This is a genomic window from Rhodobacter sp. 24-YEA-8 (assembly GCF_900105075.1).
GTDB lineage: Bacteria > Pseudomonadota > Alphaproteobacteria > Rhodobacterales > Rhodobacteraceae > Pseudogemmobacter.
The window spans coordinates 1,083,493-1,108,972 of record NZ_FNSK01000001.1; the positions used below are offsets into that span (position 1 = coordinate 1,083,493).

26 protein-coding genes and 1 pseudogene are annotated in these 25,480 nt (G+C 62.4%); 7 read left to right on the forward strand and 20 right to left on the reverse strand.

Going from position 1 to position 25,480, the window contains the following annotated elements; all coding sequences use genetic code 11:
- Positions 1–13 precede the first annotated feature (13 nt).
- The 3 genes from BLW25_RS05480 to BLW25_RS05495 form a co-directional block, all read right to left on the reverse strand.
- Entirely contained in the window at positions 14–895 is an 882-nt protein-coding gene (locus BLW25_RS05480; RefSeq protein WP_092897118.1) for an ATPase, read from the reverse strand.
- A gap of 900 nt (positions 896–1,795) precedes the next feature.
- Positions 1,796–1,936 (reverse strand): hypothetical protein, encoded by a 141-nt coding sequence (locus BLW25_RS24260; protein WP_171909484.1) that lies wholly within the window; start codon positions 1,934–1,936, stop codon positions 1,796–1,798.
- A gap of 14 nt (positions 1,937–1,950) precedes the next feature.
- Positions 1,951–2,709: a response regulator transcription factor gene (locus tag BLW25_RS05495; protein WP_092897124.1), complete on the reverse strand. Its 759-nt coding sequence runs from the start codon at positions 2,707–2,709 to the stop codon at positions 1,951–1,953.
- Between the two features lie 684 nt (positions 2,710–3,393).
- On the opposite strand from BLW25_RS05495, the gene BLW25_RS05505 reads away from it, so the two are divergent.
- The 3 genes from BLW25_RS05505 to BLW25_RS05515 all read left to right on the forward strand — a co-directional run bounded on the left by BLW25_RS05505 (position 3,394) and on the right by BLW25_RS05515 (position 4,662).
- Positions 3,394–3,690 (forward strand): hypothetical protein, encoded by a 297-nt coding sequence (locus tag BLW25_RS05505; RefSeq protein ID WP_092897128.1) that lies wholly within the window; start codon positions 3,394–3,396, stop codon positions 3,688–3,690.
- Positions 3,691–3,699: 9 nt separating this feature from the next.
- A complete protein-coding gene (locus BLW25_RS05510; protein WP_092897130.1) occupies positions 3,700–4,224 on the forward strand; it encodes an N-acetylmuramoyl-L-alanine amidase in 525 nt (174 codons plus the stop codon).
- 117 nt (positions 4,225–4,341) lie between these two features.
- Positions 4,342–4,662 (forward strand): glutaredoxin domain-containing protein, encoded by a 321-nt coding sequence (locus tag BLW25_RS05515; protein ID WP_092897132.1) that lies wholly within the window; start codon positions 4,342–4,344, stop codon positions 4,660–4,662.
- A 349-nt stretch (positions 4,663–5,011) separates the two neighbouring features.
- Here the strand turns inward: BLW25_RS05515 and BLW25_RS24895 are convergent.
- The 3 genes and pseudogenes from BLW25_RS24895 to BLW25_RS05530 all read right to left on the reverse strand — a co-directional run bounded on the left by BLW25_RS24895 (position 5,012) and on the right by BLW25_RS05530 (position 8,637).
- Positions 5,012–5,343 (reverse strand): annotated as a pseudogene (locus tag BLW25_RS24895) (glyoxalase superfamily protein).
- The gene (locus tag BLW25_RS05525; protein ID WP_092897134.1) at positions 5,340–6,731 is read right to left on the reverse strand and encodes an MATE family efflux transporter; all 1,392 of its coding nucleotides are present in this window, start codon (positions 6,729–6,731) and stop codon (positions 5,340–5,342) included. Before BLW25_RS05525 ends, BLW25_RS24895 begins: the two are co-directional and overlap by 4 nt.
- Positions 6,732–7,740: 1,009 nt before the next feature.
- Positions 7,741–8,637, reverse strand: coding sequence for a LysR family transcriptional regulator (locus BLW25_RS05530; RefSeq protein ID WP_092897136.1), 897 nt, complete (start codon positions 8,635–8,637; stop codon positions 7,741–7,743).
- Positions 8,638–8,731: 94 nt separating this feature from the next.
- On the opposite strand from BLW25_RS05530, the gene BLW25_RS05535 reads away from it, so the two are divergent.
- Positions 8,732–9,160 carry a PACE efflux transporter gene (locus BLW25_RS05535; RefSeq protein WP_092897138.1) on the forward strand — a complete coding sequence of 143 codons (429 nt, stop codon included), beginning with the start codon at positions 8,732–8,734 and terminating at the stop codon, positions 9,158–9,160.
- A gap of 418 nt (positions 9,161–9,578) precedes the next feature.
- Here BLW25_RS05535 and BLW25_RS05545 read toward each other — a convergent pair whose 3' ends face one another.
- Positions 9,579–10,037 (reverse strand): SOS response-associated peptidase family protein, encoded by a 459-nt coding sequence (locus BLW25_RS05545; protein WP_216279334.1) that lies wholly within the window; start codon positions 10,035–10,037, stop codon positions 9,579–9,581.
- Between the two features lie 79 nt (positions 10,038–10,116).
- Between BLW25_RS05545 and BLW25_RS24640 the strand changes: the two genes are divergently transcribed.
- Both BLW25_RS24640 and BLW25_RS05550 read left to right on the forward strand, forming a co-directional pair.
- Complete coding sequence (locus BLW25_RS24640; RefSeq protein ID WP_216279335.1) at positions 10,117–10,308, forward strand: hypothetical protein; 192 nt, start codon at positions 10,117–10,119, stop codon at positions 10,306–10,308.
- 563 nt (positions 10,309–10,871) lie between these two features.
- Positions 10,872–11,108, forward strand: coding sequence for a glutaredoxin family protein (locus tag BLW25_RS05550; RefSeq protein ID WP_092897140.1), 237 nt, complete (start codon positions 10,872–10,874; stop codon positions 11,106–11,108).
- A gap of 1,492 nt (positions 11,109–12,600) precedes the next feature.
- Here BLW25_RS05550 and lexA read toward each other — a convergent pair.
- From lexA to BLW25_RS05590, 8 genes are all read right to left on the reverse strand, one after another.
- The gene (lexA, locus tag BLW25_RS05555; RefSeq protein WP_092897142.1) at positions 12,601–13,332 is read right to left on the reverse strand and encodes a transcriptional repressor LexA; all 732 of its coding nucleotides are present in this window, start codon (positions 13,330–13,332) and stop codon (positions 12,601–12,603) included.
- 171 nt (positions 13,333–13,503) lie between these two features.
- Entirely contained in the window at positions 13,504–14,667 is a 1,164-nt protein-coding gene (locus tag BLW25_RS05560; RefSeq protein ID WP_092901563.1) for a molybdopterin molybdotransferase MoeA, read from the reverse strand.
- A 44-nt stretch (positions 14,668–14,711) separates the two neighbouring features.
- Positions 14,712–15,212 (reverse strand): cyclic pyranopterin monophosphate synthase MoaC, encoded by a 501-nt coding sequence (moaC, locus tag BLW25_RS05565; protein WP_092897144.1) that lies wholly within the window; start codon positions 15,210–15,212, stop codon positions 14,712–14,714.
- A gap of 14 nt (positions 15,213–15,226) precedes the next feature.
- Positions 15,227–16,048: an indole-3-glycerol phosphate synthase TrpC gene (trpC, locus tag BLW25_RS05570; RefSeq protein WP_092897146.1), complete on the reverse strand. Its 822-nt coding sequence runs from the start codon at positions 16,046–16,048 to the stop codon at positions 15,227–15,229.
- 144 nt (positions 16,049–16,192) lie between these two features.
- Entirely contained in the window at positions 16,193–16,858 is a 666-nt protein-coding gene (locus BLW25_RS05575) for a uracil-DNA glycosylase (RefSeq protein ID WP_253188222.1), read from the reverse strand.
- 574 nt (positions 16,859–17,432) lie between these two features.
- Positions 17,433–18,446: an anthranilate phosphoribosyltransferase gene (trpD, locus tag BLW25_RS05580; protein WP_092897148.1), complete on the reverse strand. Its 1,014-nt coding sequence runs from the start codon at positions 18,444–18,446 to the stop codon at positions 17,433–17,435.
- Entirely contained in the window at positions 18,443–19,030 is a 588-nt protein-coding gene (locus BLW25_RS05585) for an aminodeoxychorismate/anthranilate synthase component II (RefSeq protein WP_092897150.1), read from the reverse strand. Before BLW25_RS05585 ends, trpD begins: the two co-directional genes overlap by 4 nt.
- A gap of 192 nt (positions 19,031–19,222) precedes the next feature.
- Complete coding sequence (locus BLW25_RS05590) at positions 19,223–19,594, reverse strand: hypothetical protein (protein ID WP_092897152.1); 372 nt, start codon at positions 19,592–19,594, stop codon at positions 19,223–19,225.
- 91 nt (positions 19,595–19,685) lie between these two features.
- Here BLW25_RS05590 and BLW25_RS23895 point away from each other — a divergent pair, with 91 nt between their 5' ends.
- Positions 19,686–20,072, forward strand: a complete 387-nt coding sequence (locus BLW25_RS23895; RefSeq protein WP_143040448.1) for a hypothetical protein — start codon at positions 19,686–19,688, stop codon at positions 20,070–20,072.
- A gap of 459 nt (positions 20,073–20,531) precedes the next feature.
- On the opposite strand, the gene dtd is transcribed toward BLW25_RS23895, so the two are convergent.
- From dtd to BLW25_RS05615, 5 genes are all read right to left on the reverse strand, one after another.
- A complete protein-coding gene (gene dtd / locus BLW25_RS05595; RefSeq protein WP_092897154.1) occupies positions 20,532–20,975 on the reverse strand; it encodes a D-aminoacyl-tRNA deacylase in 444 nt (147 codons plus the stop codon).
- Positions 20,972–21,907, reverse strand: coding sequence for a carbohydrate kinase family protein (locus tag BLW25_RS05600; protein ID WP_092897156.1), 936 nt, complete (start codon positions 21,905–21,907; stop codon positions 20,972–20,974). The genes dtd and BLW25_RS05600 overlap by 4 nt, the downstream gene beginning before the upstream one ends.
- 51 nt (positions 21,908–21,958) lie before the next feature.
- Entirely contained in the window at positions 21,959–22,939 is a 981-nt protein-coding gene (locus BLW25_RS05605; RefSeq protein ID WP_092897158.1) for a phosphoribosylaminoimidazolesuccinocarboxamide synthase, read from the reverse strand.
- 174 nt (positions 22,940–23,113) lie between these two features.
- Positions 23,114–24,247 (reverse strand): TFIIB-type zinc ribbon-containing protein, encoded by a 1,134-nt coding sequence (locus tag BLW25_RS05610; RefSeq protein ID WP_092897160.1) that lies wholly within the window; start codon positions 24,245–24,247, stop codon positions 23,114–23,116.
- A gap of 3 nt (positions 24,248–24,250) precedes the next feature.
- Positions 24,251–25,348: an SPFH domain-containing protein gene (locus tag BLW25_RS05615; protein WP_092897162.1), complete on the reverse strand. Its 1,098-nt coding sequence runs from the start codon at positions 25,346–25,348 to the stop codon at positions 24,251–24,253.
- Positions 25,349–25,480 lie beyond the last annotated feature (132 nt).

Here is a 25,480-nt window from a genome sequence, read left to right on the forward strand (position 1 = left end):
TGGGCGGTGGTGGTCAGGCTACGCTTGCCTTGCGGTCGATCGCGCGGGCGATCATCGCGTCAAATTCATCCGGGCCGGTGACTTCAGCGACCTCTTCGGCGGTGACCGTGACACCCCATTCGGCCATGGCGGCATAGCGCGGCTGGCGATGGGCGAGGGCCTTCGCATAGGTCCAGCGCACGAAATGGTCCGGGTCGCAGCTGTCTTCGCTGACTTTGTATTCGGCGCGGTATTCCTCCCACATGCGGGTGAGGAAGTCGGGCTGATAATACATCGGTTTCGGGGCGCGGTCAAAGCGGCGGACGAGTTCCTCGGTATGGGCATCAGAGCCCCTGATCCAGACCATCAGGAGCGTCTGGCTGAGCTGCGTCATCACCGGGTCTGTTTCATCCCAGGGGTTCACCACTTCGCAGATCGAGCCGGAGGTGTCGCAGATGAAATTCCGGTAACCATAGAGGTCATTTGCGCGGGCGATGAAGGGTCTTGTGTCCAGCGTTGCCGCAATTTCGGCGCCACGATGCTGGTCCTGGCGCAGCATATATTCAGCAAAGGGCAAGCCGCCTTTTGCTGCATCCCCCGGCTTGCCGAGATAGGTCGAAAGCGGCGCCAGATTGTTGAAGGTGATGTTCGAGGCGATGAAGACGGAATCCGACATCAGGAGTTCCCGCAGGAGCGGGACCTTCATGGCTTCGCGTTTGAAATTGTCTGCGATATATTCACCCATATAGCGGGTGCCGATGCGGTAATCGACCGAGTAATGGAACCAGCCGCCCTGATCGGCCGGGGCCGCGCGCAGCATGTTCGACAGATATGTCTTGCCCAGACCCGACATGCCGAACAGGAGAACCTGCTTGTTCGGGGCCTGAAGATAAGCCGCGCCGGATGGGTAAAGCATGTCGGACCTCTTTGCTCGGATCCGGTCTGAGATAATCCCGCGCGGCGGGGCACGCAATGGCAAAGGGCGGGGCGGCGTGAGGCGCTTGGGCGAGGGGCCGTTCGGAGGGACCCGCCATTGCGCTGGCCATCGAGGCCAGCGCAAAGGCTGCTGCCGCCTGCTTCCTGGGGCGGCGGAGGCAGATGGCAGGCCGCCACACATATGGCCAGGTATTCCCGCCGGTTCGATGGCAAAGCGACTTCAACATGCTTGAGTTCCGGCCTGCGTCAGGATCCGGGCCTCGGGGCATTTCCGGTCTTCGGGGGCCAGTTGAGAAATGCCTGCAGGTCCGGCACGATTTTCGGGCCCTGCTTCCGGCGCACCAGGGCAGGCACCCCGAGGCCGTTTCGGATATTGGTTGGGTTTTCCCCTTCTTTGGGCAGGATCTGGCGCTTTTCAGGCTCTGAGTTGCTCCTGTTGATCGGGTTGCGTAACTTCGCAGTGCAGTGAGCAGATCGTTGTGGGCGGGTGCCGGCTGTAAAAATTTCATCCGGTTGCGGACATGAGCGCGTGGCTGCGATCCGGCGTCCCATGCATGCAGGCAAGCGACGTCAACTGGCCCCTTGATTGCTGTTCGTGATGTCCGGCGGTCCGAACCGAGAGATGGCCTCGTTCAGAGCTGCGACGCAGAAGTCGGCATCCGGCGTATTTGAGAACAGGCTCGTCTGTTCCAACACGGGCTCCTCGCCTTGCAGCGCCTCTAGGGCTTCCTGCGCCCCGAATTCAGGGGGACGCGCTGCTTTCGTTTCGACATCGTCAATCTCCCATGTGAGGCACATCGGCAGACAGCAAAGACTGAGCTTACATCAGTGTCGCATTTGCAGCGCCCACTCACATACAGGGCAAAGCGGCGATCACTCCTCACTGCGGCGCTGCCCAAAGTGCAGCGCGCCGCGTTTCGGGATCGCCCGCATTCCCGCCACAGGCCATGCGGGCCGAGGTGAAAAGCGCCGGGGTGAAGATCTCCGGTGCCGGGGCATCATCGCCCAGAGCGGCTTTCATACCGATTGCCCGCCTCATTTGGATCTTGGCGTCTTCGACAGATAGCGTTGCGCCAGCGTCACCAGTTCGGCGACGGTACGCACCTGCAACTTCTCCAGAATGCGGGCACGGTGGTGATCGGCGGTGCGGGGGCTGATCCCCAGCCGCGCCCCGACCTCTTTGCTGGAGGTTTGTGACGGGTTCGCGGCCATGTGGCTGACGACTTCCATCTCGCGGACGGTCAGCCGTTTGAATTTTGCGTTCAGGCGCGCGGTGCCTGCTTTTGAGGCGATCCGTTCGGCAGCCATCGCCAGAGCGGTTTCGATCCTTTCAATCAGAACCGACTGGCTGAAGGGCTTTTCCAGAAAATCGAGTGCCCCGGCCTTGATGGCCTGCACAGATTCCGGCACGCCCCCATGGCCAGTGACGAAGATGATCGGGAGAGTATTGCCCGCCGAGTTAAGATGGGCCTGCAACTCCAGCCCGTTCATTCCGGGAAGCCTGTAATCGAGGACGAGGCAACCGGGCTCTACCCCATCATAGGCAAACAGAAAATCCATCGCTGAAGCATAGGATTCAACCCTGAAATCCCGCAATTGCAGCGCATTCGCCAGCGAGACACGGAACGCCTCATCATTGTCGACCAGAAACACCGTCAGCGATGTGCCGCGCCGGTCAGCGCCGCGCCGCTCGCCCTTACGGCGATCCGGTCCGCGGTAGGGCGTTGCACTTCCTATGCCAGAGCCGCGCCGGTCTGTGCGGCCTGGAGGAGCGGGATCAGATGGTTTCGTCATGACATCCTCGCTGCGGCTGCGAGCGTGAAATAGAATCTGGCCCCGCACATGTGCGGATGTTTATGCCCAAGAGTACCGCCGTCAACCCTGACAAAGGGATTCATTACTGAAAACAATGAGCTAAAGTTTGGTGTAAATCAATCCAGACAGGCCAGCTCGTCTTGACCAGGGCCCGCGCACGCTAAATCCGGATGGGCTCTGTGCTTTGATCCCGGCGCGTGGCCCATCAGAAGCGCCGGAGAAGGACCGCGATGGCGGCTGTGCAGACGGAGCGGGCGCTGTGAACCCAGGTGTTCAGTCCCGGCATCTGCTGTATCAGGCTCAGGTTGAATCTGTCTGGCGCTGATGCCCGGAATTTGAAGATCTGTTCGTAAGGCGTGCGACTGCCGAGCGTCCTGAGCCGTCGAGAGAAGCTGCAGGCGGCCATGAAGTCGGCAAGGTGAGGCTGCAACTGTACGCCGGGCCCGTCGCCGCCAGGATGCTCAGCCTAGTGTCAGGGAGGACGGCCAGCTGTCGGATAATATCGCGGCCAGCATCCGGGTTAATAACGAGGTCGGTGCCGCTGCCAGCGCGGCCCGGATGCGCGAGACCGGCGGGGCAGACAAGGCCGGTGCTGTTTCGGCAATGCGCGATGCGCGCCGCGCCGCCAGGGGAATTGCGCCGCCGCTGTTCACGTAAGTCGGATTGACCGTCAAAGCGCCTCACGCCCATCTGGTCGAGCTCGGCACCGCCCCGCATATCAATGCCGGGAAACTCATTGGCACACAACACCCCGGCACCGCGCAGCAGCCGTTCGTCCGGCCCGCCTGGGTCGCTGAGAAAAATGCCACTATTGAGCGGATCGCCAAGGCGCTCGGCAACGAGATCATGAGGGCCGCCCGCCGCGCTGCGAACAAGGCCGCGACCTTCGCATCACCTGGAGCGCAAGCCGCTTTCCACCACACCCCGCCAGCCTGCGGGGTTTTTTCACATCCAAAATAGGAGAACATCATGAGCAAGATCGCTCTGGTGATCGGGCATAACGTCCGGTCGCAGGGGGCTGTCCGCGTGACGGACAAGCGCACCGGATATGACATCAACGGCGACCTCGCGGTGGCGATCCGGGATCTGGACCCGGCGCGCTATGTGATCGTGCGGCGCACGGCTGGCACGGGTGAGATCGGCCGGGCCTATGCGGAGGTTGACCGGCTGGGCATCCTGGTCTCGGTCGCGCTGCATTTCAACAGGACGAAGGCCGTCAGCGCCACCGGGACCGAAACGCTGACCAGTGGCACCACCAACAGCGCCCGCCTCGCGCGCGGCGTCCAGGCCGGCATGGTCCGCGCCCTTGGCCTGCGGGATCGCGGCGTGAAGGTCATCGCGCGGAACGGAAGGGGAGGCGCCTCGCTCTGGACCGGCAAGCCGCCGGCCTTCTTTATCGAGCCGTATTTCGGCAGCAACGCGGGCGACTGTGCCGCAGCGGATCGCAACTTTTCGGCACTTGTCCGCGCTATCCATGAGGCCTGCCCGGCCTAATTCACAGGAGCCTGATCATGAGTTCCGTCAACATGCGCTTCGCGCATTACGTTCTCTCCACCTTCCTCGGGCTGACTGCTGCATGGCTGGCCGGCTGAGGTGAGGTCCGGGAGGCTGATGCCCCGGACCCTGACCATCCACTTGCCGACGCTGGTTGCGGCAGTCCTGGGAGCGGCTGGCGCCTCCTTGGGGGATCTTCGCACGGTGGGGCGTGAGGTGATCACCCTCCACAGCAAATCCTTATGCGTCCAGTGTGACGCCACCAGGCGCGCGCTGGATCAGGCCTGGCTCCGGTATCGCGTGATGGACCTGACCGAGGACGCTGAGGCCATGGGCTATGTCCAGAGCCTTGGATACCGGCAGGCCCCGGTGGTGGTCACCGAGACCGAACGGCACTGGTCAGGGTATCAGCCGGGGAAGATCACCACGTTGAGGTGAGATCGGACATTTTGGCCAATTTGAGAGCCGCCCCCGGGATGCCATGGGCCGCTCTATTTGTTTCGGCGACCGGCAGCTATGCGGGACATTGCTGCCGGTCGCTCCGGTTGATCCCTGTTGCCAATCATTTAGCACGTTACGTGGCGCTTGCGGCAAAGACATGAGATACGAAAGCCCCTGATTTTCTTGACTTTGCCGATCTGTCGCGGGTTTTAGCACTTCCGCGACAGACCGTCCCGCTTTTCGGCAGCCAGGGGAGGTCTCCTTTCCTTTGCTCAATGATCAACTGCGGGTCACCATCTGAGGTCTGGCGATGTGAGCAGCCGTGTTCGTTGTTCGCCGCTTTGATCTAAGGGCGCAGGTTCGTGGAGTTCTCGAACCTGACCACATCGACCGGCGTATCGATGCGGATTGTAATCTGTCGGTGTTTGGCCGGGCCGGAATGGCCGATTATCCGCCTGGTGAAAGGCCGACCAGTATAGCGGCCGCGTACCCGATCGCTCAGCGCCTGTTCGGGAGGTGCGTTGCACAGAGCTGATCGGGCGTGGAGCGTGTTCCAGTCCTTTGCGCTATGCTGTCCGGCTATCAGCTTCAACACCTGTGATGGCTGATCGCAGTTCCTTGCGCCTGAAGCGCCGCGCGCAAGGTTTTGGCCGCCGCCTTTGCATCATCAATGGTCATCTGCGTTTCTCCGCATTGACCTCCTGCGTATCAGCGGTGTGCAGGACGTTGCGCCCGATCATCACGGCGAGCATGAGAATGATCGCGTCCGCCATCGGAAAGGCCAGCCAGATACCCGGCACCCCGAAGCCGACAGAAAGCACCAGTATGAACAAGGGGGTCAGAAGCCAAGGCTTCACCAAAGTCAGTGCCGCGGTCCGTCCCGGTTGACCAAGAGCCTGGAAATACAGCGCCAGGACAAGGACCGGGCCGGATGCTGCGTAAAACAGCATCACAGGCCGCAATATCTCCGCAACGGCGACGATCACGGCGGGGTCATCGCTGAACCAATGACCGAGGGTGGCCCCCGCAAAGACACCGACCAACACCACCGACAGACACCAGAGGAAAGCGGCCGCCATCGCCAGCCGTAACGCGGCCCGTGCCCGGTCAATCCTTCCCGCACCAGCATTATTGCCGGCAATGCTTTGCATAGCCAGCGCGATTGCCATCTGTGGCATGAAGGCAAAGCCTAAAAGTCGCGTCACTACGCCATAAGCGGCGATCAAGGTGTCAAATTCCGTGCCGGCAGAAAACCGCAGGGACAGCATCACGATACTGGCGACCAGGGCGATGCCGATGAAACTGAGGCACAGTGGCATGCCCAGCCGAATGATCTGTGACCACGCACTTAGCCAGCTTTGCGAGCGCAGAACGGATAGCGGCGGCAGCCCCCTGTTACGTCCCCTCACGCCGACAACCAGCGCCAATCCAAGGGCCTGGGCCGCGACAGTGCCAAGGGCCGAACCCGAAATCCCAAGGCCAAGCACCACGATCCCCAACCAGTTCGCACCGATATTGAACAGGTTGACCAGTACGGACAGGGCGGCAATCAGACTGGCCCTCCCCTCGTTGCGCAGGGCATCTGCATGGATGCCAAGCAACAACTGTGCCGGCGCGCCGAGAATTATGATCCGCAGATAATCCTGCGCCAATCCGGCGACCCTGGGATTGCCTGCAGCCATAGAACCGACAAGCGCGGGGCCGATCACCAGCCATAGCGCGACAAGACCAACCGAAATCGCGAGCACCAGCCCATGCGCCCCGGCAAAGACGCGCCCGGCGGCTACGCGATCTCCGGCACCCAGATACCGGGCCATCAGGCTCGACATGCCGCCGCCCGCCAGGGTCGTCAGCGCCGAAAGCACCATAGCCACCGGAAAGGCCAAGCTCACCGCAGCCAGCGCGTCGGACCCGATGAAATGGCCGACGAAAATTCCATCGACAACATTAAGAACTCCGCCCATCGACATGACCACGGCCATCGGAAGGGCGTTTGACAGTAACAGCCGCCCGATTGGGGCGTCCAGAAAAGGGTTAATCTGCTGATCAGCGTGCCGTGCAGACATCGCTCACTCCTCTTGTGAGGCATTTCAAGGTGGAATGGGGGCCTGCATTGCCCACCGCGCGAAATGCTTCGAAGGTGAGATGTCTTGTCTGTCCGGGCTTCACCGTGGCTTGCGCCGCAGGCGGCAGGTGCCGGAACCTTGGGCGTTAGACATAGGGGATGGGAGTTGCCCAGTCAATCAAGCTGCTGTCGCAAAAATCTCTAAACCTGCGACAATCCGCAATTTCGCGCGGTCCATCAAAATCAACTCTGCCATTGCGTCCGGAGCGCCGAGGTCTAATGATCGAAATGGGCTTCACGCAACTTCCACCACCGGTGGCGGTTATTCCCCAAACCGTGAAAAACCTACTTCGCCCGGTCTTGAGGGTATGCCCAGATCGCGACTGACCCCAGGTCGGGGATCTCCGCTCTTACAGGTTGGCACGAGCGGCGTTCCAGCCACACTCTCCGATTTCGGGGTCAGGTCCAAGCAAGTAACCTGGCTTTGCTCCTCCGTTCTGGGGGGATCGCTGTCCATGGGGGACGGGGGGCGCTGAGATTTCAGGGTATCTCGGCGGTCCGGCAATCCCAGGTGCCTCCATTGTGGATTTGCCAGGTCGAACTCTGAAGGGTTGTGCTTGATTTATGATTCATCTGAGGAGGGGCAGAGGAGCCACTGTCATGGGGGAATTGATGGGCACAGCGCCTGTTCCCCCGGCGTTAAACGTGAAAGACCCGCCCGAAAGGAGGTCTTTTCCAAGTAGCTGTACCCACCAGCGATTTTTTTACTCCGGCGACAGGGGTGGAATGGATACTTATAAGTATTTGAAAAGAGTTATATATTTCTGTCATGTTTTCGAGTCAGGTGTCATACTTGATGGTATTATGTATGACACCTGGCTGGTTTTTCTGATGGGCGGCGGTCGATGTCTCTCGCGCGAAGGGTGTGATGGCCTTTCGATGGGCCGGAGGGATGTGGCACTACCCATTTTCCGGCAGAGTGGTTTCAACCCTTTTAGGTCCCGGGCCCTTCAGTTGCTATGCGCCCGAGTGTTTCGCGTCTTCGGAATCCAGTCGAGAAATGACCTGAGGCCCAGCCCCATAGCCTTGCCCCTTTTGCGGCGGAAGAGGACCGGCACTTCAAGACCATTGCGGACATTGGTGAATTTCAACGCCACCAGGCTGCGCGTCCGGAGATGATTTTTAAGGGCCGAGGCCGGAATATTGGCCCAGCCAAGCCCTTGCTCTGCCAAAGCTGACATCTGGTATAGCGTGCCGACCTTCCACAGCTGCGACGCGACCAGCGTGCTGCGGGTTTCGGGTGGGCCAAAAGGGCTTGCGCTGATGATCTGGCGGTGACTGTGCAGCGCCTCAAGCGTCAGTCCGCTTTGCCGGGTCAGCGGATGGTCCGGTGCGACCACCGCCACGATGGTTTCCATCCACAGACCAGTAACCTCTTCATCGACGCCAATCGTGCTGTCGCCATAAGTCAGACAGCCGTCGATCTCATCGCGCGACAGCGCGCGCAGAATATCGGACTGCGGCGCGGTGATCAGATTGACCGGCAACAGGGGATAGGTCTCGGACAGCCGTCGCAGCGCCGGAATGATATTCTCCATCGGCAGGTCTGAAGAAATCCCTAAGGTCAGTTCGGTTTCAAGCCCGCCCTCCATATCTTCCAGGCGCTGGTTGATGGCGGCGATATCGGCCACGACCATCCGCGCATCCGCCAGCACCGCGCGCAGCCTTTCGCTCGGCAGCGCCTCGCGGCCGCTGCGGTCAAACAGGGGAAAGCCCAGTTCGGCCTCGAGACTGGCGATCATCATGCTGATGGCGGCGGGCGTGCGATGCAGACGCCGCGCGGCCGCCGAGAAGGATCCCTCGTCGACAATGGTCAGCAAAAGGCCGAGCTGCTCTCCGGATATCATCGTACACCATTAAGTTAAACTTAAATTACCATATTTGCCATGTCAGATCACATTACAGTATCAGGCCGCAAAACTGAAGCTGTGAGGCAAGATCATGCAAGGCTGGAAACGCCGCGTCACCTATATCGGCCTGTTCGAGGTCACTGCGATCCTGATTTCATCGACCTTCCTGAGCTATGTCAGCGGCAAGAGCGGCGCGCATAGCCTGGCGCTTTCGATGATGATCACCACCACGGCCATCACCGTGAATTTCTTCTACAACCTGTCCTTCGAGGCCTGGGAGGTCCGCCAGGCCAGCCGCGAGCGCACTGTCTTGCGGCGCGTTTTTCATGCGATGGGTTTCCAGGTCTGCCTCGTTACGCTGCTTATTCCGCTGATCGCCTGGTGGTTCGTGGTTTCGCTGGTTGAGGCCTTTTTTATGGATTTGGCGCTGATCGTCTTCTTCCCGATCTATACCATGATCTTTACCTGGGTGTTTGACCTCGTATTCGGCACCCCGGCCCATTTGCTGCAAGAAGCGTGAGGTGCCGTAGGGGGGCGGTCACATCATGAAGATCCACGATTTATCAAAATTTTAAGTAATATTCTGATATTATAGCTGCACCCGCCCCCCCCTCAGTTTCTCATGGAGCTTCCCTGGCCCCATCGGGGCGGCGATCAGGCCGGCCTGGACCTCCTCCGAGGCAAGTGCCTGTTTGCTCAGCTCCTGATGGGTGTCCAACGCATCTATAATCGCATTGACCAGGGCGCACCTCAGGACCGGAGAATGGGTCAGCTGCTCTTTCGAGTTGTTCTGGTCCTGTTGGACAAGGACGGTACCCGGTTCAGCGCTTTGGCCCGGGTCGCGAAAGAGTTCCTGCTGAGGTCGGACAACGGGCTCGTTTTTACCAGTCGCAAGCTCACGGCACTGGTCCGCAGCTACAGCCTGAAGCAGGAGTTTATCACCCCGCCCTCGCCAGCGGGCTCGAACCGGTGGCGCTTTCGCTGGCTCGATCCGCATCCAAATGGCATGGTCGAGCGCGTGATCCGGCCGGCAGTGGCCCCTGTAAGGATTTGGCGTCCGTCCACGGCTCTTCCAGCCATTCCTCCCAGTCGTCCGGCTCCGTCAGGATCACTGGCATGGCCTTGGGATGGATTTCTGCCACTTCCGCATTCGGATCACAGGTCAGGAAGGCGAAGAGGTCATCCGTGATCTCGCCGTCCTTCAGTTTGCGGATGCTGGTCCAGTCCGGCACCCAGATTCCGGCAAAGAACGCCGGGCGATCCTCTTTCAGCGCGAACCATGCATTGCCTGCACATTTGCCCTGGCGGTGGCTCTGCGAACCACTCGACCGGCACAAGGCAGGGATGCGGTGGTCCCAGCCACCGTCGCCAGTATGGCGAGTTGGTGTTGCGCACATTGGTGACGCCCCGGTCGATGCCGCTCTTGCTGTGAACCTGAGGCGGGGAGGGCAGGCCCCACCGGGCGCTGCGCAGAACATGACCACCATCCCCGGCGGTGATGATCGGCGCCACGCAATCGTGCCAGATGTCGCCGGGTTCGATATTGCCGGCGGCGTTCGTCAGCCCGGCGAAGAGCTGGCGCATCGCTTCGGGGGAAGTGGTCTGACTGTAAAGATTGACATCGTCAGGCCTTCTCATTGCGCTATAGCCATTTCACAATCTGCCTGACCGGACGGCGGATGGTCAATCCGTTCAGGAAGTCGGGTGAAGGAAACCACCATGTAACATTGATCCACTCCGCACTTTTGCACCGCGCGCAAGGCCATGGCGCCATATGCAGCTGGTGATCATTGCCGACGACTTTCACAAGATCCAATGCCCGGAAATGAACGCTCCGTCTGCAGCCATTGCACCGCATGGTGATGATCATGCGCCGGTTCTGGAAGGGGTTGGCCGAGGGATGGGCAGATGGCATAGGGCCGGTACCGGGCTTCTCGAACCGCCAATTGTTCCCTTTATGTTTTCGCCATGAAGCGGATCTTTCACTTCAAATGTTCTTGCGGTCAGTCGCGCCGCCTGGCGGCAGACGATATGCCGCCCCAATGGCTCGAGGCGGGCGGCACGGTCATACGCGCCGAGGCCCTCGCCATCATGAAGTGACTGCATTGCGGGAGGCGGGGTGCGCCATCGTTCGTAGGGATGGTGTCGCCTGAGGTTGCATTGCCCGAGTCGGTCATGACGCCTGCTGGTTACACCGGCCCCTGATCCACACTCAAAGACGGACCATCTCCATGATCATTTTTTACACCCAGCCGGGCCGTGGCCCCTGCGTTGCGACCAAACGCGCGCTGGATCGGGCTGGGCCGGTCTATGAGGAGCGGGCAGGGGCTGACTGGCCGGAAGGGGTCGAGCGGCTGGCGCGAATCGCCGGTTCGCTGCAGGGGCCGCTGGTGGTGGCCGGGGATCGTATATGTTCCGGTTTTCAGCCCGGGGAGATTGCGGGCACCCTGCCGATCAGGTCCGCATAATTTACGCATTCAAAATATACTATTATCAATGACGTAGGTTTCCGAGCATCCGTACCATGGCTTTCCCGCGGCTTCGGGTTTCAGTGATTTAAGGGATACTCGTGCAGCATATGCTGCGCGTTATACGTATCGCGCCGCTCTCCAGGTGATGCTTGCTCCGCATTTCGCATGCATGCAGCGCCGGAATGGCTGATCGGCGAATCCTTCCGTCAGCTGCCACCGTTAAGCAGGCGGCGACAGAACGGACCGCAGCAGGTGCTTATGTTGCAGGATGTTGTTGAAATAACAGGTTGGCTCCGGAGACGCACGCTTGCTGCTTTGGTTTCAGTCGACGCCCCCGGCTCCTGCCGTGAAGGGCGGAAGGAAGCGGTCATCACCGCGATGCGGATCCGGACGCTGACGCTTAGACGGTCCGGGCGATTGATATGATCGCATTCCCCGAGAGGCTTGTTCAAGTCATCCGATCCACAGGAAAACAAGGCTGCGGACGGTGCACCCGTCGCTTTGGCGTCCCGTTGCGGGATGAGACATTACCCCTCCCCGGTGCGGGGAGCCTGTCGGGCGGAGGGAGGGGAGTCCTCATGCCATCGCCGGCGTTCGTACTGAGGGCGGGGGCTTAATGCCGTAGCGCTCAGGGGGATCGCAGGGCGTATCTCAGGAACAGTCGCCTGCACGGTCAGCGCATTAGGCGTGGGAAAGCCTTATCCTTGGAGGTCATCCGGTCCCGAAGTGGCGGCGGATCAGCTCACAGGTGCTCCGGCACTGCATGTCAGCGGGTTCCTAACCGGTGGCGAGACCTTTGGCAGCGGGGCGTATCCGCGATGGCGCCGGTGACACCAAAGACACGGACGTGCGCAGGGCAGTGTCGGGCTTCTCCGTCTGAGGCGTTTCCGCCGAACGCTGCCTATCCGCACGAGGGCTCGGGTCTCAGGCAGCAGAAGGCTCAAAAGCCACCGGTGGCGAGAATACTACTTGTCTGGCGCTGCCGGGCTGGGTTTTTCGCGGCTGGCTTCAAGGGGGGATGCCGCACCTGACGCGGAGCAAGCAGCATCTCTTATGGAAAACCCGATGGCGGAGGCCGCCAGGCAGATCAGCAGAAACAGATATCGCGCAGGATGCCTGTAGTATCGCCATCTTCGGGCGTAGCGGTTTGCCTTCAGGGCTTCCTAAAGCGGCCATATAGACTGGCGCACCAAATGCCGTGGGGCAGGAGACCGACCCCGTGCGGGTGGTGCTCTGCACGACAGAGATCCGCGAACTCACCATGTGAGACCTGCCGTTTCGCAGTCTTGATCTGCTCTTCCGCCGGATCTCAACAAAAACGGCAGGCCGGAACTTTCATGTTTGTCCGATTCTCAGCCGGGATCACTACCGCCCAGAGTACCCCGGCACATTGCACGGCTGTACACGGCTGTATATGCAATCCCGCGTCGCATTCCGATGCGCAAGACATCCAATTCGGCAGCAGGAAGCGCATCACGGGGGGCGGATCTCAGTAACTGCGGATCAGCCCGACCAGCCGCCCCTGAACCCGGACCAGGTGATCCGGGATAACCCGGGTTTCATAGGCCGGATTGGCAGCCTCCAGCGCGATCATATTGCCGCGGCGGCGATAGCGTTTCAGGGTTGCTTCCTGATCCTCGACCAGTGCCACCACGATATCGCCATTATCGGCGGTTCCCTGTTCGCGGATCACCACGATATCGCCATCGTTGATCCCGGCCTCGACCATGGAATCGCCTTTGACCTCAAGGGCATAGTGGTTGCCGCGCCCCGAAAGCATCGACCCTGGAACCGCGATGTGATGCGAGACCTCGGCAATTGCCTCGATCGGCACACCGGCAGCGATGCGGCCCATGACCGGCAGTTCCAGCGCATGAACCGCCGAGACCGGCAGCGCATTGGCGGGTTGCGTGACGCGGTCGCCGTCGATCACGCGCGGCGAGAAGCCGGGCGCAGTGGCGGCGAGATCCCCCGCAGGCGCGGGTGCCGCAGTGCGTTTCTCAAGCGCTTCGGGGAGGCGGATGATTTCCAGTGCGCGTGCGCGATGCGCGAGCCGGCGGATGAAGCCGCGCTCCTCAAGCGCCGTGATCAGCCGGTGGATCCCCGATTTCGACCGCAGATCCAGCGCCTCCTTCATCTCGTCAAAGGAGGGCGGCACGCCATCGCGGTCGAGCCGGTCCCGGATGAAATTCAGAAGCTCGAGCTGTTTCCGCGTCAGCATATGTTTCTCCGCCAGAGATCCGGGTTGCCCTGCCTGATTGCGGCGTATTTCACGACACATATCACGAGGCGTTGGTGTAATGTTCTGACGATGTTCTCTGTTTGTGTCAAGCCCCGTGCGGGTTTGCACTGAAGGCGCAACCATGGCGTGTGGCGACTTTAGTGCCGCCTCTCAGATCGGGATATAGCGGACGGCGTCGCCGACATGACGCGCTCCATCGCCGACCGGGCGCAGCAAAAGCGCGTTCGAGGCGCTCAGCACGGTCAGCAGCGCGCTGTCCTGACGGTCAAAGGCGGTGATCCTGCCGTCTTCGACGCGGGCGCGCATGTAATGGGCGCGCGGGCCATTGGCGGGAAGATCCTGAGCGAGTTCCGCCGTCAGGAAATGTGGCCCCGGCGCGGGGTCGCCCTGCATATGGCGCAAAAGCGGGCGCAGGAAGAGTTCGGCACAGATCAGCGCCGAGACCGGATTCCCGGGCAGCCCCAGCATCGCCGCACCGAACAGCCGCCCCGCCATCAGCGGTTTGCCGGGGCGCAGCGCGATCTTCCAGAACCCCGCCTCCATGCCGAGACTTCTGGCCACTGGTGCCACCAGGTCGTGATCGCCCACCGACGCACCGCCCGAAGTCACGATCACATCTGCATCTTGCGCGAGGGAGAAGACCGCGCTCAGATCGGCCTCGCTGTCGCGGGCAATGGGAAGGAAGCGGGCAATCGCGCCTTCCTCTTCCGCTATCGCTTTGATCGCAAAAGAGTTCGAGGCGATGATCTGATCAGGGCGGGGAGTGTCGCCGGGCATGACCAGCTCATCTCCGGTCGAGATGACAGCCACGACCGGGCGGCGGCGCAGCGTGACATTTGCGACATTCATCGACGCGATCAGCGCCAGATCGGCGGCGCGCAACCGGCGCGGGCCGATTTCGGATCCGATGCGGAAATCCTGGCCGCGCGGGCGGATATTGGGGCCGGAATCACGGTCGGTGATGGTGATGCGGTCGCCGTCGCGGCTTACATTCTCCTGGATCACCACACGCGAGGCGCCATCCGGAACCGGAGCACCGGTGAAGATCCGTACCGCCTGGCCTTCGCCGATCACGTCGGTGAAGGCGTGACCTGCGCCTGCCTCACCGATCACGCGAAAGCTCTCGCCCGGTGCGGGCGTGCCGGACAGCGCATAGCCATCCATCGCCGAAGCATCAAAAGGCGGCTGGTCGCGGCTGGCGATCACCGGCGCGGCGAGCCAGCGACCGGCGGCGTCGCAGAGCGGCACCTCTTCGGTCTCCAGCTCTGGCGCAAGAGCAAAGAGCCGCGCCATGGCCTCATCGACCGGCATCAGGGGGCCGGGGTTCTTCGGGCCGGGGCCCGTATCGGTGGGGCTGTTCATAGCCCGGCCTCGAAACTGCCGGATTTGCCGCCTTCTTTGCGCAAAAGCCGGATACCTTCGATCCGCATGCCCTTTTCCGCCGCCTTGAGCATGTCATAAACCGTCAGTGCCGCGACAGAAACAGCGGTCAGCGCTTCCATCTCGACCCCGGTCTGGCCAGTGGTGCGGACGGTTGCCGTGATATGGACGCCGCCTTGCGCCGGATCCGCGGTCAGTTCCAGCGCGACTTTGGTCACTGGCAGCGGGTGGCAAAGCGGGATCAGATCGGCGGTGCGTTTCGCCCCCATGATCCCGGCAAGCCGCGCCGTTCCCAGCACATCCCCCTTGGCCGCACGGCCCTCTGTCACAAGCGCCAGCGTCGCGGGCGCCATCATCACCCAGCCTTCGGCCAGAGCGAGGCGTGAGGTCACGGGCTTGTCAGAAACATCGACCATATGGGCATGGCCCTGCGCGTCGAAATGGCTGAGCGGCGAGGGCTTCCCGGCGGGCGTTGGCATGGACATGGCGTCTCTCAGAGCGGCATTCCGCCCTGGGCGGTCAGCGGGCGGGAAAGGATCTCACGGGTGGCGGCGGCAACATCTTCCTTGCGCATCAGGCTTTCGCCGATCAGGAAGCAGCGCGCGCCGTAACGGGCAAGATCGGCGAGATCATCGGGCGTGTGGAGCCCGGATTCTGCGACGATCAGCCGATCCTCCGGCACCCGGCGCGCGAGGCGGCGCGTGGTGTCAAGCGTGACCTCGAATGTGTGGAGATTGCGGTTGTTGATACCGATCAGCGGGGATTTCAGATGTTGGGCGCGTTCGAGTTCTTCCTCGTCATGCACCTCGATCAGCACATCCATCTTCCACTCAAACGCGGCGGCCTCCAGTTCCATCGCCTGGTCATTCGACAAAGACGCCATGATCAGAAGGATGCAGTCGGCCTTGAGTGCCCGGGATTCAGCGATCTGCCAGGGGTCATAGATGAAATCCTTGCGCAGGCAGGGCAGTTTCACCGCATCATGCGCCTGGGTGAGGAAGTCGTCATCGCCCTGGAAAGACGGCGTGTCGGTCAACACGGAAAGGCAGGTGGCGCCGCCCTCTTCATAGGCGCGGGCAAGGGCGGGCGGGTCGAAATCGGCGCGGATCAGGCCCTTGGACGGGCTGGCCTTCTTGATTTCGGCAATCAGCCCGTAGCCGCCACTGGCTGCCGCTTGCAGCGCCGCGGCAAAGCCACGCGGGGCCGGAGCCTGGCGGGCGCTGTCCTCGACCTCGCTCTGCGAGCGCAGCGCTTTGCGGGTCGCGATCTCTTCGAGCTTATAGGCCCTGATGCGATCGAGAACGGTCTTGGACATGGGGCAGTCTCCGTCTTGGCAGTGCGGTTTGCCCCGGCGGCAGCGCCGGGGTTTCACACCCACAGACCCCCGTGGAGTATTTCCATCAAGAGGAAGAGGCGCTCGTTTCCTGTTCTAACCGGCTGACCGGCTGAAGGAAAGGCTTCAGGCGGACCAGTCGATGATGGTGTCGCCGCGGGAGGCCAGCCAGGCATTGGTCTGGCTGAAGGGGCGCGAGCCGAAGAAGCCGCGATAGGCCGAGAGCGGCGAGGGATGCGCGGATTCGAGAAAGAGGTGATTTTCCCGGGGGAGGCGGGCGCAGAGTTTTTGCGCGGGGCCGCCCCAGAGGAGGAAGGCGCGGGGCCCGTCCTGGGCGGTGGCGCTGAGGATCTGGGCGATGAGACTGTTCCAGCCCCAGCTCTTATGGCCAAACGCCTGGCCCACCGGCACGGTGAGGGTGGTGTTGAGGAGGAGAACGCCCTGTTCGGCCCAGGCGCTGAGGTCTCCGTCGGATTTGGCCTGGCCGGTGTCGGAGGCGAGTTCGGTCAGGATGTTTTTCAGCGAGTCGCGCGGGGGCGCGCCGGGAGGAAAGGAGAAGGCGAGCCCCTGGGCGCGGCCTGGCGTGTGATAGGGGTCCTGGCCAAGGATGATGACGCGCACCTTCTCTCGCGGCGTCAGCGCGAGCGCGCGGAAGATGTTTTGCGCCTCAGGCTGCCAGCCGGGATTTGCGCTGAGCCGCGCCCAGAGCGGCGGCCAGTCCGTCCGGAAGAAAGGAAGCGAGGCCCAGGAAGCCGGGATTTCGGGGGAGACGGCGATTTCGGGCGGCATCATGGCGGGTTACCTCGGTGCCTGGGCGGGCGCCCGGCCGTGCGGTCGGCGCAGGCTGTTCCAGGACGTGTGTTGAATGTGGTGAAGCGGCGGGCGCCTCGAAAGCTGCCTTGACCGGTTTGTCTGACGGAAAACCGGATGCACCCAGTCCAGAAATCCCGTTCAGGCGTGATACATTTCGGGCGACCATGGCCGGGAGGTGAGTTTTTGCATCCGCCCCGGCACGCCGGAGGGCAGGGCGATCCTCACCAGTCCCGGCGGGAGAGGCCGTGGCGGAGAAGTGGCCTGCCCTGGAATTTGGGCTCCGCCCGGGAAAAACGCCGTGCAGCCCGTCGGGCTGGGGGCGGTCCAATCCGCGAAAAATCAGTCCGGGAACGGGGGGCAGGCCGCTTCCCGATCCGGTTTTCGTAAAACCGGCCGCATGGCTGTAATGCCGGGCCCGGTCATGATTTGCCTCGGGCCGCCGAAAAAAATTCTGGTTCGGCCAACCGCTTTCGCCGGGTGGGTATGTATGAGGGGGAAAGAGGCGCTCCGCCTCATTCTTGCGGTCTGTGGTCAGCTTCACGCAGGAGCTCCCTCAGGCATTCGACACCTTCACCAGTGCCTCCAGCTTTGCCTTTGCCGCGCCGCTGTCGATGGCGGTACGGGCAAGCTCTGCGCCCTCTTTCAGGTTCGCGGCCTTATCGGCCACCACGAGGGCCGCCGCGGCGTTCAGGAGTACCGCGTCACGATATGCCCCCGCCTCGCCGTCGAGCAAGGCCCGCAAGGCTGCGGCGTTTTCCGCAGGATTGCCGCCCATGATCTTCTCAAACGGGTGATAGGGCAGGCCCGCATCTTCCGGATGCAGGGTGAATTCGCGGATCTCGCCACCCTCCAGCGCCGCCACTTTCGTAGGCGCGGCGATTGAGATCTCATCAGTGCCGTCGCCGCCATGCACCAGCCAGGCTTTGACGCTGCCAAGGGCGCGGAGCGTTTCGGCCATCGGGCGGATCAGCGCTTCGGAAAAGGCGCCGGTCAGCTGGCGGGTCACACCGGCCGGATTGGTCAGTGGCCCGAGGATGTTGAAGATCGTGCGGGTGCCAAGCTCGGTGCGCACCGGTCCGACATGGCGCATCGCCGGGTGATGCATCGGGGCCATCATGAAACCGATGCCGGTTTCCCTCAGGCAGGTCTCGACCTGTTCCGGCGCGAGCATCACATTGAGGCCAAGCTCCGTCAGCGCATCTGCCGCGCCCGATTTCGAGCTGAGATTGCGGTTGCCGTGCTTGGCGATGGCGACGCCGGCGCCTGCGACAACGAAAGCGGTCGCTGTCGAGATGTTCAGCGTGCCTTTGCCATCGCCACCGGTGCCGACGATATCCATCGCGCCTTCGGGGGCGCGGACGCGGTGGCTTTTCGCGCGCATCACGGCACTGGCGGCGGCATATTCATCGACCGTTTCGCCACGGGTGCGCAAAGCCATCAGAAAGCCGCCCATCTGGGCCGGTGTTGCGGCGCCCTCGAACAGCGCGTTGAAGGCGGCTTCGGCCTCGGCACGGGTCAGCGGGCGGCTGGCGGCAAGGCCGATCAGCGGTTTGAGAATATCGCTCATGCGGTGACCTTAACGCCTGCTTCTTCAAGGAAATTCGCGAGCAGCCGGTGGCCGTGTTCCGAGGCGATGGATTCCGGGTGGAATTGCACGCCCTCGATCAGTTTTTCGCGATGACGGAGCCCCATGATGGTGCCGTCTTCCAGCCATGCGGTGACCTCAAGGCACTCGGGCAGGCTTTCGCGCTCGACGATCAGGGAATGGTAGCGGGTGGCCTCGAACGGCGAAGGGAGATTACGGAACATGCCCTGGCCTGCGTGATGCATCGACCCCATCTTGCCATGAACGATCTCATGGCAGCGCACCACCTTGCCGCCAAAGGCCTCGCCAATGGTCTGATGCCCAAGGCAGACCCCCAAAAGCGGCACATCGGCCTCATAAGCGGCGCGGGTCAGGGGCAGGCAGATCCCGGCCTGGGCCGGATCGCAGGGGCCGGGCGAAAGCACGATGGCCTCGGGGCGCAGCGCCAGCGCTTCCTGCACCTCAAGCGCATCATTGCGCCTGACCACCACATCGGCTCCAAGCTCGCCGAAATAATGCACCAGATTCCAGGTGAAACTGTCGTAATTGTCGATCAAGAGCAGCATATGTCTTCACCCTCCGGGCCCTGGCGGTTCCGTCACGGTGGTCGGCGGGATGCTGCCGGGAGGCGCCCGTGGGCCCAGGCCTGGGCTGCGGTCTCCTGTCCGGACGGGTATCGGCCCCGGGGAACGTGAGACGCTTATCGCGTATCTGCCGGGGGGGAGCAACTGCCCCCGCACCCGGTTTGGTCTGTCAGATCAGTCTCTGGAATTGACGAAGCCGCCGCCAAGGCCGAAGTCGATATTGCCGGTGCCGATATTGTAGCCGAAATTCGCATCAACATAGCCGCCATCGCCGACATAGGAGATGCCGAGATTGGGGCGCAGAGACTCGGATCCGAAATGGTAGTCCAGCCCGAGCGAGCCGGCCGAGTGGTCTTTGTCGCGGTCGGTGAAGATCTTTGCACCAGCAGCGAGGCCGCTGTTGTAACCGCTGCCAAACACCCAGCTCAGGCCGATGCCAAGCCCGGCATCACCGGCCTGCGCGGGGGTGGAGGTGCCGGGAACGATGCCGGCGATAAGGGCGCTCAGCGCAAGGCCGAGCCCGAAGGCTTTGCTGATTTTGGTCATGGCGTTACTCCTGCCCGATCGCAGATCCTGTCTGAGGGAAGCATCTGTCCCCCTGGATCTGGCGTTGATTATGGGCGGAGCTTAGACCATTTTGTATGGGATGAAAACCCTCGCGGCGGGGGCAGGCGGTGGCTTCGGCCCCGATCAGCGGCGCGAAGCCGAGGGCGCAGGTTCAGAAGATAAGGAAGCCGGTGGCGGAGAACGCGAGGCCCGCGACCGGTATCGGGATGGTGGCGATCAGCACTGCAGCACCCGCGCCATTGCCCTCGACATCATTTCAGATCGTATGGTTCGAAATGCGATGCGTGAACCTCACACTGGCCCAGAACGGAGATCCGGAAAATGCACACCGACTTCCCCCGTTGAAGGTGTCAGCGCCGTTCGGATGACCAAAGAGGACATCATCGCTCGCGCCCCCGGAGACGGTGCCATTCAAGATGCCTCGGCGCGTTTTGATCAGATCGCTGGTGGTCGATGAGGCCTTGATTGATTACAGAGCGGATGCCGCCACCCGAGGTGATGCGCAGCGCGAACTGACCGGGATTGGCGCTTGCCGCCTCAGTGATGACTCTATCGGCGGTTTCCACCATGAAACAGTCGGCTTTGCGCTGATTGGCAGGTTAAGCGTGCCGGTTCTGTCGACCAGGAGTCAGTGGCCACTCGGGTCGGGAGTATTTGCGTTTGCAAAGCGGATCACAGTGTTCCAGGTCCTAGCCTCACCACAGACACGGCGCTCAGAGGGCTGCCCAGGTCACTGAAAATCGCGTTTCTGTTGGCCGAATGCGCGGCGACGTGCGGCGATGGCGGTTTTCCCGCAGGGCAGAAATCACCACGCCGCAGTCAGAGCTGCGGTATTCCGGTGCCATCTGGTGCTGCGAAAATCTGAAAATCATGCGTTTTATGCAGCGCGGGGCAATCAAGGCAGGGCCGGCGGCGCTCAGCCTGCCGCACTGTCGATCCAGATGGTGACTGGCCCGTCATTTGTCAGGCTCACCGCCATATCGGCGCCGAAAATTCCGGTCTCAGTCGGCACCCCTTCGCGGGTGAGACTGGTCGCGAAATGCTCATAGAGCCGCTTGCCCTCTTCGGGCGGCGAGGCGGTCGAAAAGCCGGGCCTGTTGCCGCGCAGATCAGCCGCCAGGGTGAACTGGCTGATCACCAGCGCCGAGCCGCCGATATCCCTGACCGAGAGGTTCATCTTGTCCTGGTCGTCTTTGAAGATCCGCATCTTTGCGATCTTCGCCGCCAGTTTTGCCGCCACCGCCTCGTCATCGCCCTGCATGGCGCAGATCAGGATCATCAGCCCGGGGCCGGAGCGCCCGACCACCTCGCCCGCCACCGCCACTTCGGCGTGGGTGATACGCTGCAAAACGGCCCTCACGCGCGCAACCCGATTTCATGCGCCCAGGGCGGATTGGCGCCTGCGCGCGAGACGGTGATGCCGGCGGCCCGGATCCCAAGGTCGAGGCAGGCGTCGATCTGCGGCCCTGTCAGCGCAGCAAGGCCCGCGCGGGTCCGCGCGCCTTCGTGGGCGAGACCGGCGAGGAAGCCCGCATTGAACGTATCGCCCGCGCCGACCGTGTCGACCACCGTGACCTGTCCTGCCGGGCGGTGACGGCTGCCATCTGCGGAAATGGCCCGCGCGCCATTGGCGCCTTCGGTGATCAGCACCAGCGACGGACCCTGGCGCAACAAGCGGGCAGCCAGCGCTTCCGTGTCGCCCGCACCTTCCAGCCAGTGGAGGTCTTCATCCGAGAGTTTCACGATATCGCTTTGCGCGATCATCCGGGAGATGCGGGTGCGGTAGGGGTCTTCCTGACCCGCGATGAAGCCAGGACGGATATTCGGATCGATCATGATCAGCCGCTGCCCGGCCTCGCGCGCCAGCAGCGCCTCATAGCTTGAGGCCGCCGGATCATTCACCAGCGAGATTCCCCCGAAAAACAGCGCCTGGATCCGGTCGGGCAGGGCCGGAAGATCCGTCGTCGCCAGCATCCGCCCGGCGGTGGCCTCGTCGTAAAAAGCATAGCTCGCCTGGCCATCGGTCAGTCTGACAAAAGCCACGGTGGTCGGCCGGTCTGAGCGCGCAAGCAGGCTTGTATCGACCTTTGATGCCGTCAGCGTATCCGCCAGGATCTCGCCCAGCATATCGGTCGAGACCCCGGAAAAGAACCCCACCGGCGTGCCAAGCCGCCCAAGCGCGATGGCGGTGTTGAACACCGCACCCCCGGCATAGGGCGCGAAACAGGCCTCTCCCGCGGTTGAGACCCGCGGCAACATGTCAATCAACGCCTCACCACAGCAGAGAATCATCACGCCCTCCCGGTTTCCCTGTGCATTGTTAGCGCAAACATTGCGGCGCTGTCAGGCGGTGAAATACGGTGCCAGATTGGAGCGTACCCGATCCAGTGGCGTTTCACCCGAGATATCGGGGCGGAAGGTCTCGCCGGTGATCCGCTCATAGGCGGTGATATAGACCTCAGCGGTCTTCGCGATCATCTCCGAGGGGATTTCCGGCACCGGATCCTTATAGGGATCACAGCGCGTCGCGACCCAGGACCGGATCACATCCTTGTCGAAAGACGGCGGGCGCGCGCCGGTGGTCAGCGCTTCCTGATAGCCATCGGCGATCCAGTAGCGGCTGGAATCGGGGGTGTGGATCTCATCTGCAAGCAGGATGCGACCCTGGTCATCCAGGCCGAATTCATATTTCGTATCCACAAGGATCAGCCCGCGCTCTGCCGCGACCTTCTGGCCAAAGGCAAAGAGGGCCAGCGCCTTGTCCGAAACCTCGTCCCATTGTGCCTGGGTGAGGAGCCCCTGGGCGACGATCTCTGCCGCCGTCAGCGGCTCGTCATGGCCGCCGTCAAAGGCTTTCGAGGTGGGGGTGATGATGGCCCCGGGCAGGGCCTCATTGTCGCGCAGACCATCGGGAAGGCGGTGGCCATACATCTCTCGCGCGCCGGCCTTGTACTGGGTCAGCACCGAGGTGGAGGTGGTGCCGGCCAGATAGCCGCGCACGACCACTTCGACGGGCAGAATGCTGACATGACGTCCGACAACGACATTCGGATCGGGATAGGCCACGACGTGATTGGGGCAGATATCGGCCGTGCGGTCGAACCACCAGCGTGCTGTCTGGGTCAGGACCTGGCCCTTCCACGGGATCGCGGCCAGAATGCGGTCAAAGGCCGAAATCCGGTCCGAGGAAATCAGGATACGCCGCCCGTTCGGGAAATCTGCATCCGCCGGCAGGTCGTAGCAATCGCGCACTTTGCCGAAATAGGGCGAGGGCAATTCAGGAATACGCGCCTCGCTCAGCACGCGGGAGAGATCAATCGACATATGCGCCTGCCTTCCTCTGGTGACGCGGCTGCTATGAGCGCCGGGCGCGCCCATGTCAACGCCCGGAAGGGGGCGCCGCAGGGGCCCGCCCGGAGTATTCGGGTCCGGAGGAAAGAGCGGGCTTCCTCTTGCCTTGAATACGCGCGCAGGAGGCGAAGGCCGGCAGGGTTTGCCTCAGTCCAGCCAGTCGAGCCCATGCCCGCCAATGCTGATATCGCCATCCTTCATCACATAGAGCAAGGCGGCCGCAACCAGCGCCGCGGCGACAGCGGCAAGCGCGATTTTCCAGACCGACCACGGGCGCTGGCCCTGGACTTTGCCGGTCTGGCCATTGACGAGGAACTGATAGCTTTTGCCGTTGTATTTATAGGCCGCCATCCAGATCGGCAGCATTATATGTTTGAAGGTCTCGCCGCTGTATTCAGTATCAATGCCGGAGATCCGCTGTTCATCGCCGCCGATGTCACGGCGCACATCCGTTTCGATCACACGGGCCATTTTCTGTTTCGATTGCAGGCTCGCGGGTTCCAGCGGCACAGTATAGCCCTCGGCCGAAAACCCGGCGAGATAATCCGGCGCGTAGGGGACCAGCCTCGTCAGATCCCAGGGGTCAAGCTCATTCGCATAGCGCGGTGGCACGCTCAGCGAGGCCAGCACTCCGACATCATCGAAATCGCGGGCGACATGGCCGGAGACCGAGGTCCAGCGGATCCTGCGCTCCTGCCGGGTCTCGCGTTTGCCGTTCACCGTAACCGTGCGCGAGACGTAATAGGCGTCGCCCCGGCTGCCGGAATAACGCGAGCGGGTTTCGGCATCAAAGGTCCACCAGGGCACATAGACGCCATTCATCGCCCGCCCGCGCCTTGTATATTCCAGCAACCGGTTCGGCGCGAACCAGAGCGAGCCAAGCCATTTCACCAGGGCTTCACGCGCCTCGCGTTCGGAAAGCACGAAGGGGATCAGCGCCTGGGGCTTGATCTGCCTTGTCTCGCCGGTCGAGGTCACCACAGGCGTCGCACAGAAGGGGCATTCGGTGGCGTGGCTGGCGCCGATCATCTCGATCAGCGCACCGCAGGAGGTGCAGCGCGTGGTCCGCACCACTTCCATCGCCGAAGAGGACAGGTCGTCGGCGATCCCCCTGGCGAGGTCATGTTCGACCAGCGCCCGGTCCTGATCGGCGAGGGCGATATCGGGCAGGCGCTGGTGATTGCCGCAATGTTCACAGACCAGATCGCGCTGGCCCGGGGCATAACGCAGCTGTGCGCCGCACTGGCTGCAGGGCCAGCGGTGTTCTCCGAAGGCGGGCATGGCTCAGCCTGCGGGCGGGGGTGGCGGCGGCAGATGTGAGAAGAGGCGGGCGAGCTCGGTCTCGGCGGCGGGTTTCCAGCCCTCCATCCCCTGCGCCCAGACCATAGTGCCGCGTGCAAGCTGGCCCGAGGCGGCAAGCCCGGAAAGCTGTGCTTCGGTAAACGGGCCCTTGGTGGCGCCGTTTTCGGCAAGATGCCATTCCTTGCCAACCGGCGGCGGGGGCGGCGGAGCATGCGAGGCGGCGGCGGGCTGTGCCCCCCAGGGGCCCATATTCTGGGCCATGCCCATCCCCATCGCCATGCCCGCCCCGGTCGCCATCGCCGAGCCGGCCCCCGAGGCCGGATTGCCCATCGCCTCGGCTGCGTTGAACTGCATATATTTGTTCAGATCGCCCACCACACCCATCGAGGTTCGCTTGTCGAGCGCCTTTTCAACTTCTTCCGGCAGGCTGATGTTCTCAATGTAGAATTCCGGAATGCTCAGCCCGTATTCCGCGACCTTGGGCGTGATCGCTCCGGCGATCAGCTTGCCGAGATCTTCGGTATTCGCGGCCATGTCCAGCACCGGGATCTGTGACGCCGCCAGCACCTGGCTCGCCGCCTGGACTATGATATTGCGGATTTGCACCGAGATCTCGTCGGCGGTGAATTCGCCATCGGTTCCGACGATCTCGGTCATGAATTTTCCGGGATCCGCGACCCGCATCGAATAGGTCCCGAAGGCCCGCAGCCGGACCGGGCCGAATTCCGGATCGCGCGCCATGATCGGGTTTTTCGTGCCCCATTTCTGGTCGTTGAACCGCGTGGTCGAGACGAAATAGATCTCGGATTTGAACGGTGACTGGAAGCCGTGATCCCAATGCTGCAGCGTGGTCAGAACCGGCATATTGTTGGTCTCAAGCTGGTAGAGACCGGGTCCGAAGACATCCGCCAGCTGACCCTCATGGATGAAGACCGCGGCCTGGCCCTCGCGGACCGTGAGTTTCGCGCCGTATTTGATGGCCTGGCCGCGACGCTCAAAGCGCCAGACCATGGTGTCGCGGGTGTCATCGAGCCAGGAGATGACATCGATAAACTCGCCCCTGAGGAAGTCGAAGACCATGGGTTCAGCCTTTCTGTCACGCGCGGGCCGGCGGCGCCGCATCTGCCTTTGTCAAAATAGCGCGCATGCGCCCGGATTGAAGGAGAAATTTCGTCTGGCGGGGCCTGATGCCGCTATGTTCATCGCTGCTCC

Excerpts from the sequence above, each read along its gene's own strand:
- BLW25_RS05480 (WP_092897118.1), bottom strand. The coding sequence starts at position 895 with ATGCTTTACCCATCCGGCGCGGCTTATCTTCAGGCCCCGAACAAGCAG.
- BLW25_RS24260 (WP_171909484.1), bottom strand. The coding sequence starts at position 1,936 with ATGAAAGCCGCTCTGGGCGATGATGCCCCGGCACCGGAGATCTTCACC.
- BLW25_RS05495 (WP_092897124.1), bottom strand. The coding sequence starts at position 2,709 with ATGACGAAACCATCTGATCCCGCTCCTCCAGGCCGCACAGACCGGCGC.
- BLW25_RS05510 (WP_092897130.1), top strand. The coding sequence starts at position 3,700 with ATGAGCAAGATCGCTCTGGTGATCGGGCATAACGTCCGGTCGCAGGGG.
- BLW25_RS05515 (WP_092897132.1), top strand. The coding sequence starts at position 4,342 with ATGCCCCGGACCCTGACCATCCACTTGCCGACGCTGGTTGCGGCAGTC.
- BLW25_RS05525 (WP_092897134.1), bottom strand. The coding sequence starts at position 6,731 with ATGTCTGCACGGCACGCTGATCAGCAGATTAACCCTTTTCTGGACGCC.
- BLW25_RS05530 (WP_092897136.1), bottom strand. The coding sequence starts at position 8,637 with ATGATATCCGGAGAGCAGCTCGGCCTTTTGCTGACCATTGTCGACGAG.
- BLW25_RS05535 (WP_092897138.1), top strand. The coding sequence starts at position 8,732 with ATGCAAGGCTGGAAACGCCGCGTCACCTATATCGGCCTGTTCGAGGTC.
- BLW25_RS05545 (WP_216279334.1), bottom strand. The coding sequence starts at position 10,037 with ATGTGCGCAACACCAACTCGCCATACTGGCGACGGTGGCTGGGACCAC.
- BLW25_RS24640 (WP_216279335.1), top strand. The coding sequence starts at position 10,117 with ATGACCACCATCCCCGGCGGTGATGATCGGCGCCACGCAATCGTGCCA.
- BLW25_RS05550 (WP_092897140.1), top strand. The coding sequence starts at position 10,872 with ATGATCATTTTTTACACCCAGCCGGGCCGTGGCCCCTGCGTTGCGACC.
- lexA (WP_092897142.1), bottom strand. The coding sequence starts at position 13,332 with ATGCTGACGCGGAAACAGCTCGAGCTTCTGAATTTCATCCGGGACCGG.
- moaC (WP_092897144.1), bottom strand. The coding sequence starts at position 15,212 with ATGCCAACGCCCGCCGGGAAGCCCTCGCCGCTCAGCCATTTCGACGCG.
- trpC (WP_092897146.1), bottom strand. The coding sequence starts at position 16,048 with ATGTCCAAGACCGTTCTCGATCGCATCAGGGCCTATAAGCTCGAAGAG.
- BLW25_RS05575 (WP_253188222.1), bottom strand. The coding sequence starts at position 16,858 with ATGATGCCGCCCGAAATCGCCGTCTCCCCCGAAATCCCGGCTTCCTGG.
- trpD (WP_092897148.1), bottom strand. The coding sequence starts at position 18,446 with ATGAGCGATATTCTCAAACCGCTGATCGGCCTTGCCGCCAGCCGCCCG.
- BLW25_RS05585 (WP_092897150.1), bottom strand. The coding sequence starts at position 19,030 with ATGCTGCTCTTGATCGACAATTACGACAGTTTCACCTGGAATCTGGTG.
- BLW25_RS05590 (WP_092897152.1), bottom strand. The coding sequence starts at position 19,594 with ATGACCAAAATCAGCAAAGCCTTCGGGCTCGGCCTTGCGCTGAGCGCC.
- BLW25_RS05600 (WP_092897156.1), bottom strand. The coding sequence starts at position 21,907 with ATGATTCTCTGCTGTGGTGAGGCGTTGATTGACATGTTGCCGCGGGTC.
- BLW25_RS05605 (WP_092897158.1), bottom strand. The coding sequence starts at position 22,939 with ATGTCGATTGATCTCTCCCGCGTGCTGAGCGAGGCGCGTATTCCTGAA.
- BLW25_RS05610 (WP_092897160.1), bottom strand. The coding sequence starts at position 24,247 with ATGCCCGCCTTCGGAGAACACCGCTGGCCCTGCAGCCAGTGCGGCGCA.
- BLW25_RS05615 (WP_092897162.1), bottom strand. The coding sequence starts at position 25,348 with ATGGTCTTCGACTTCCTCAGGGGCGAGTTTATCGATGTCATCTCCTGG.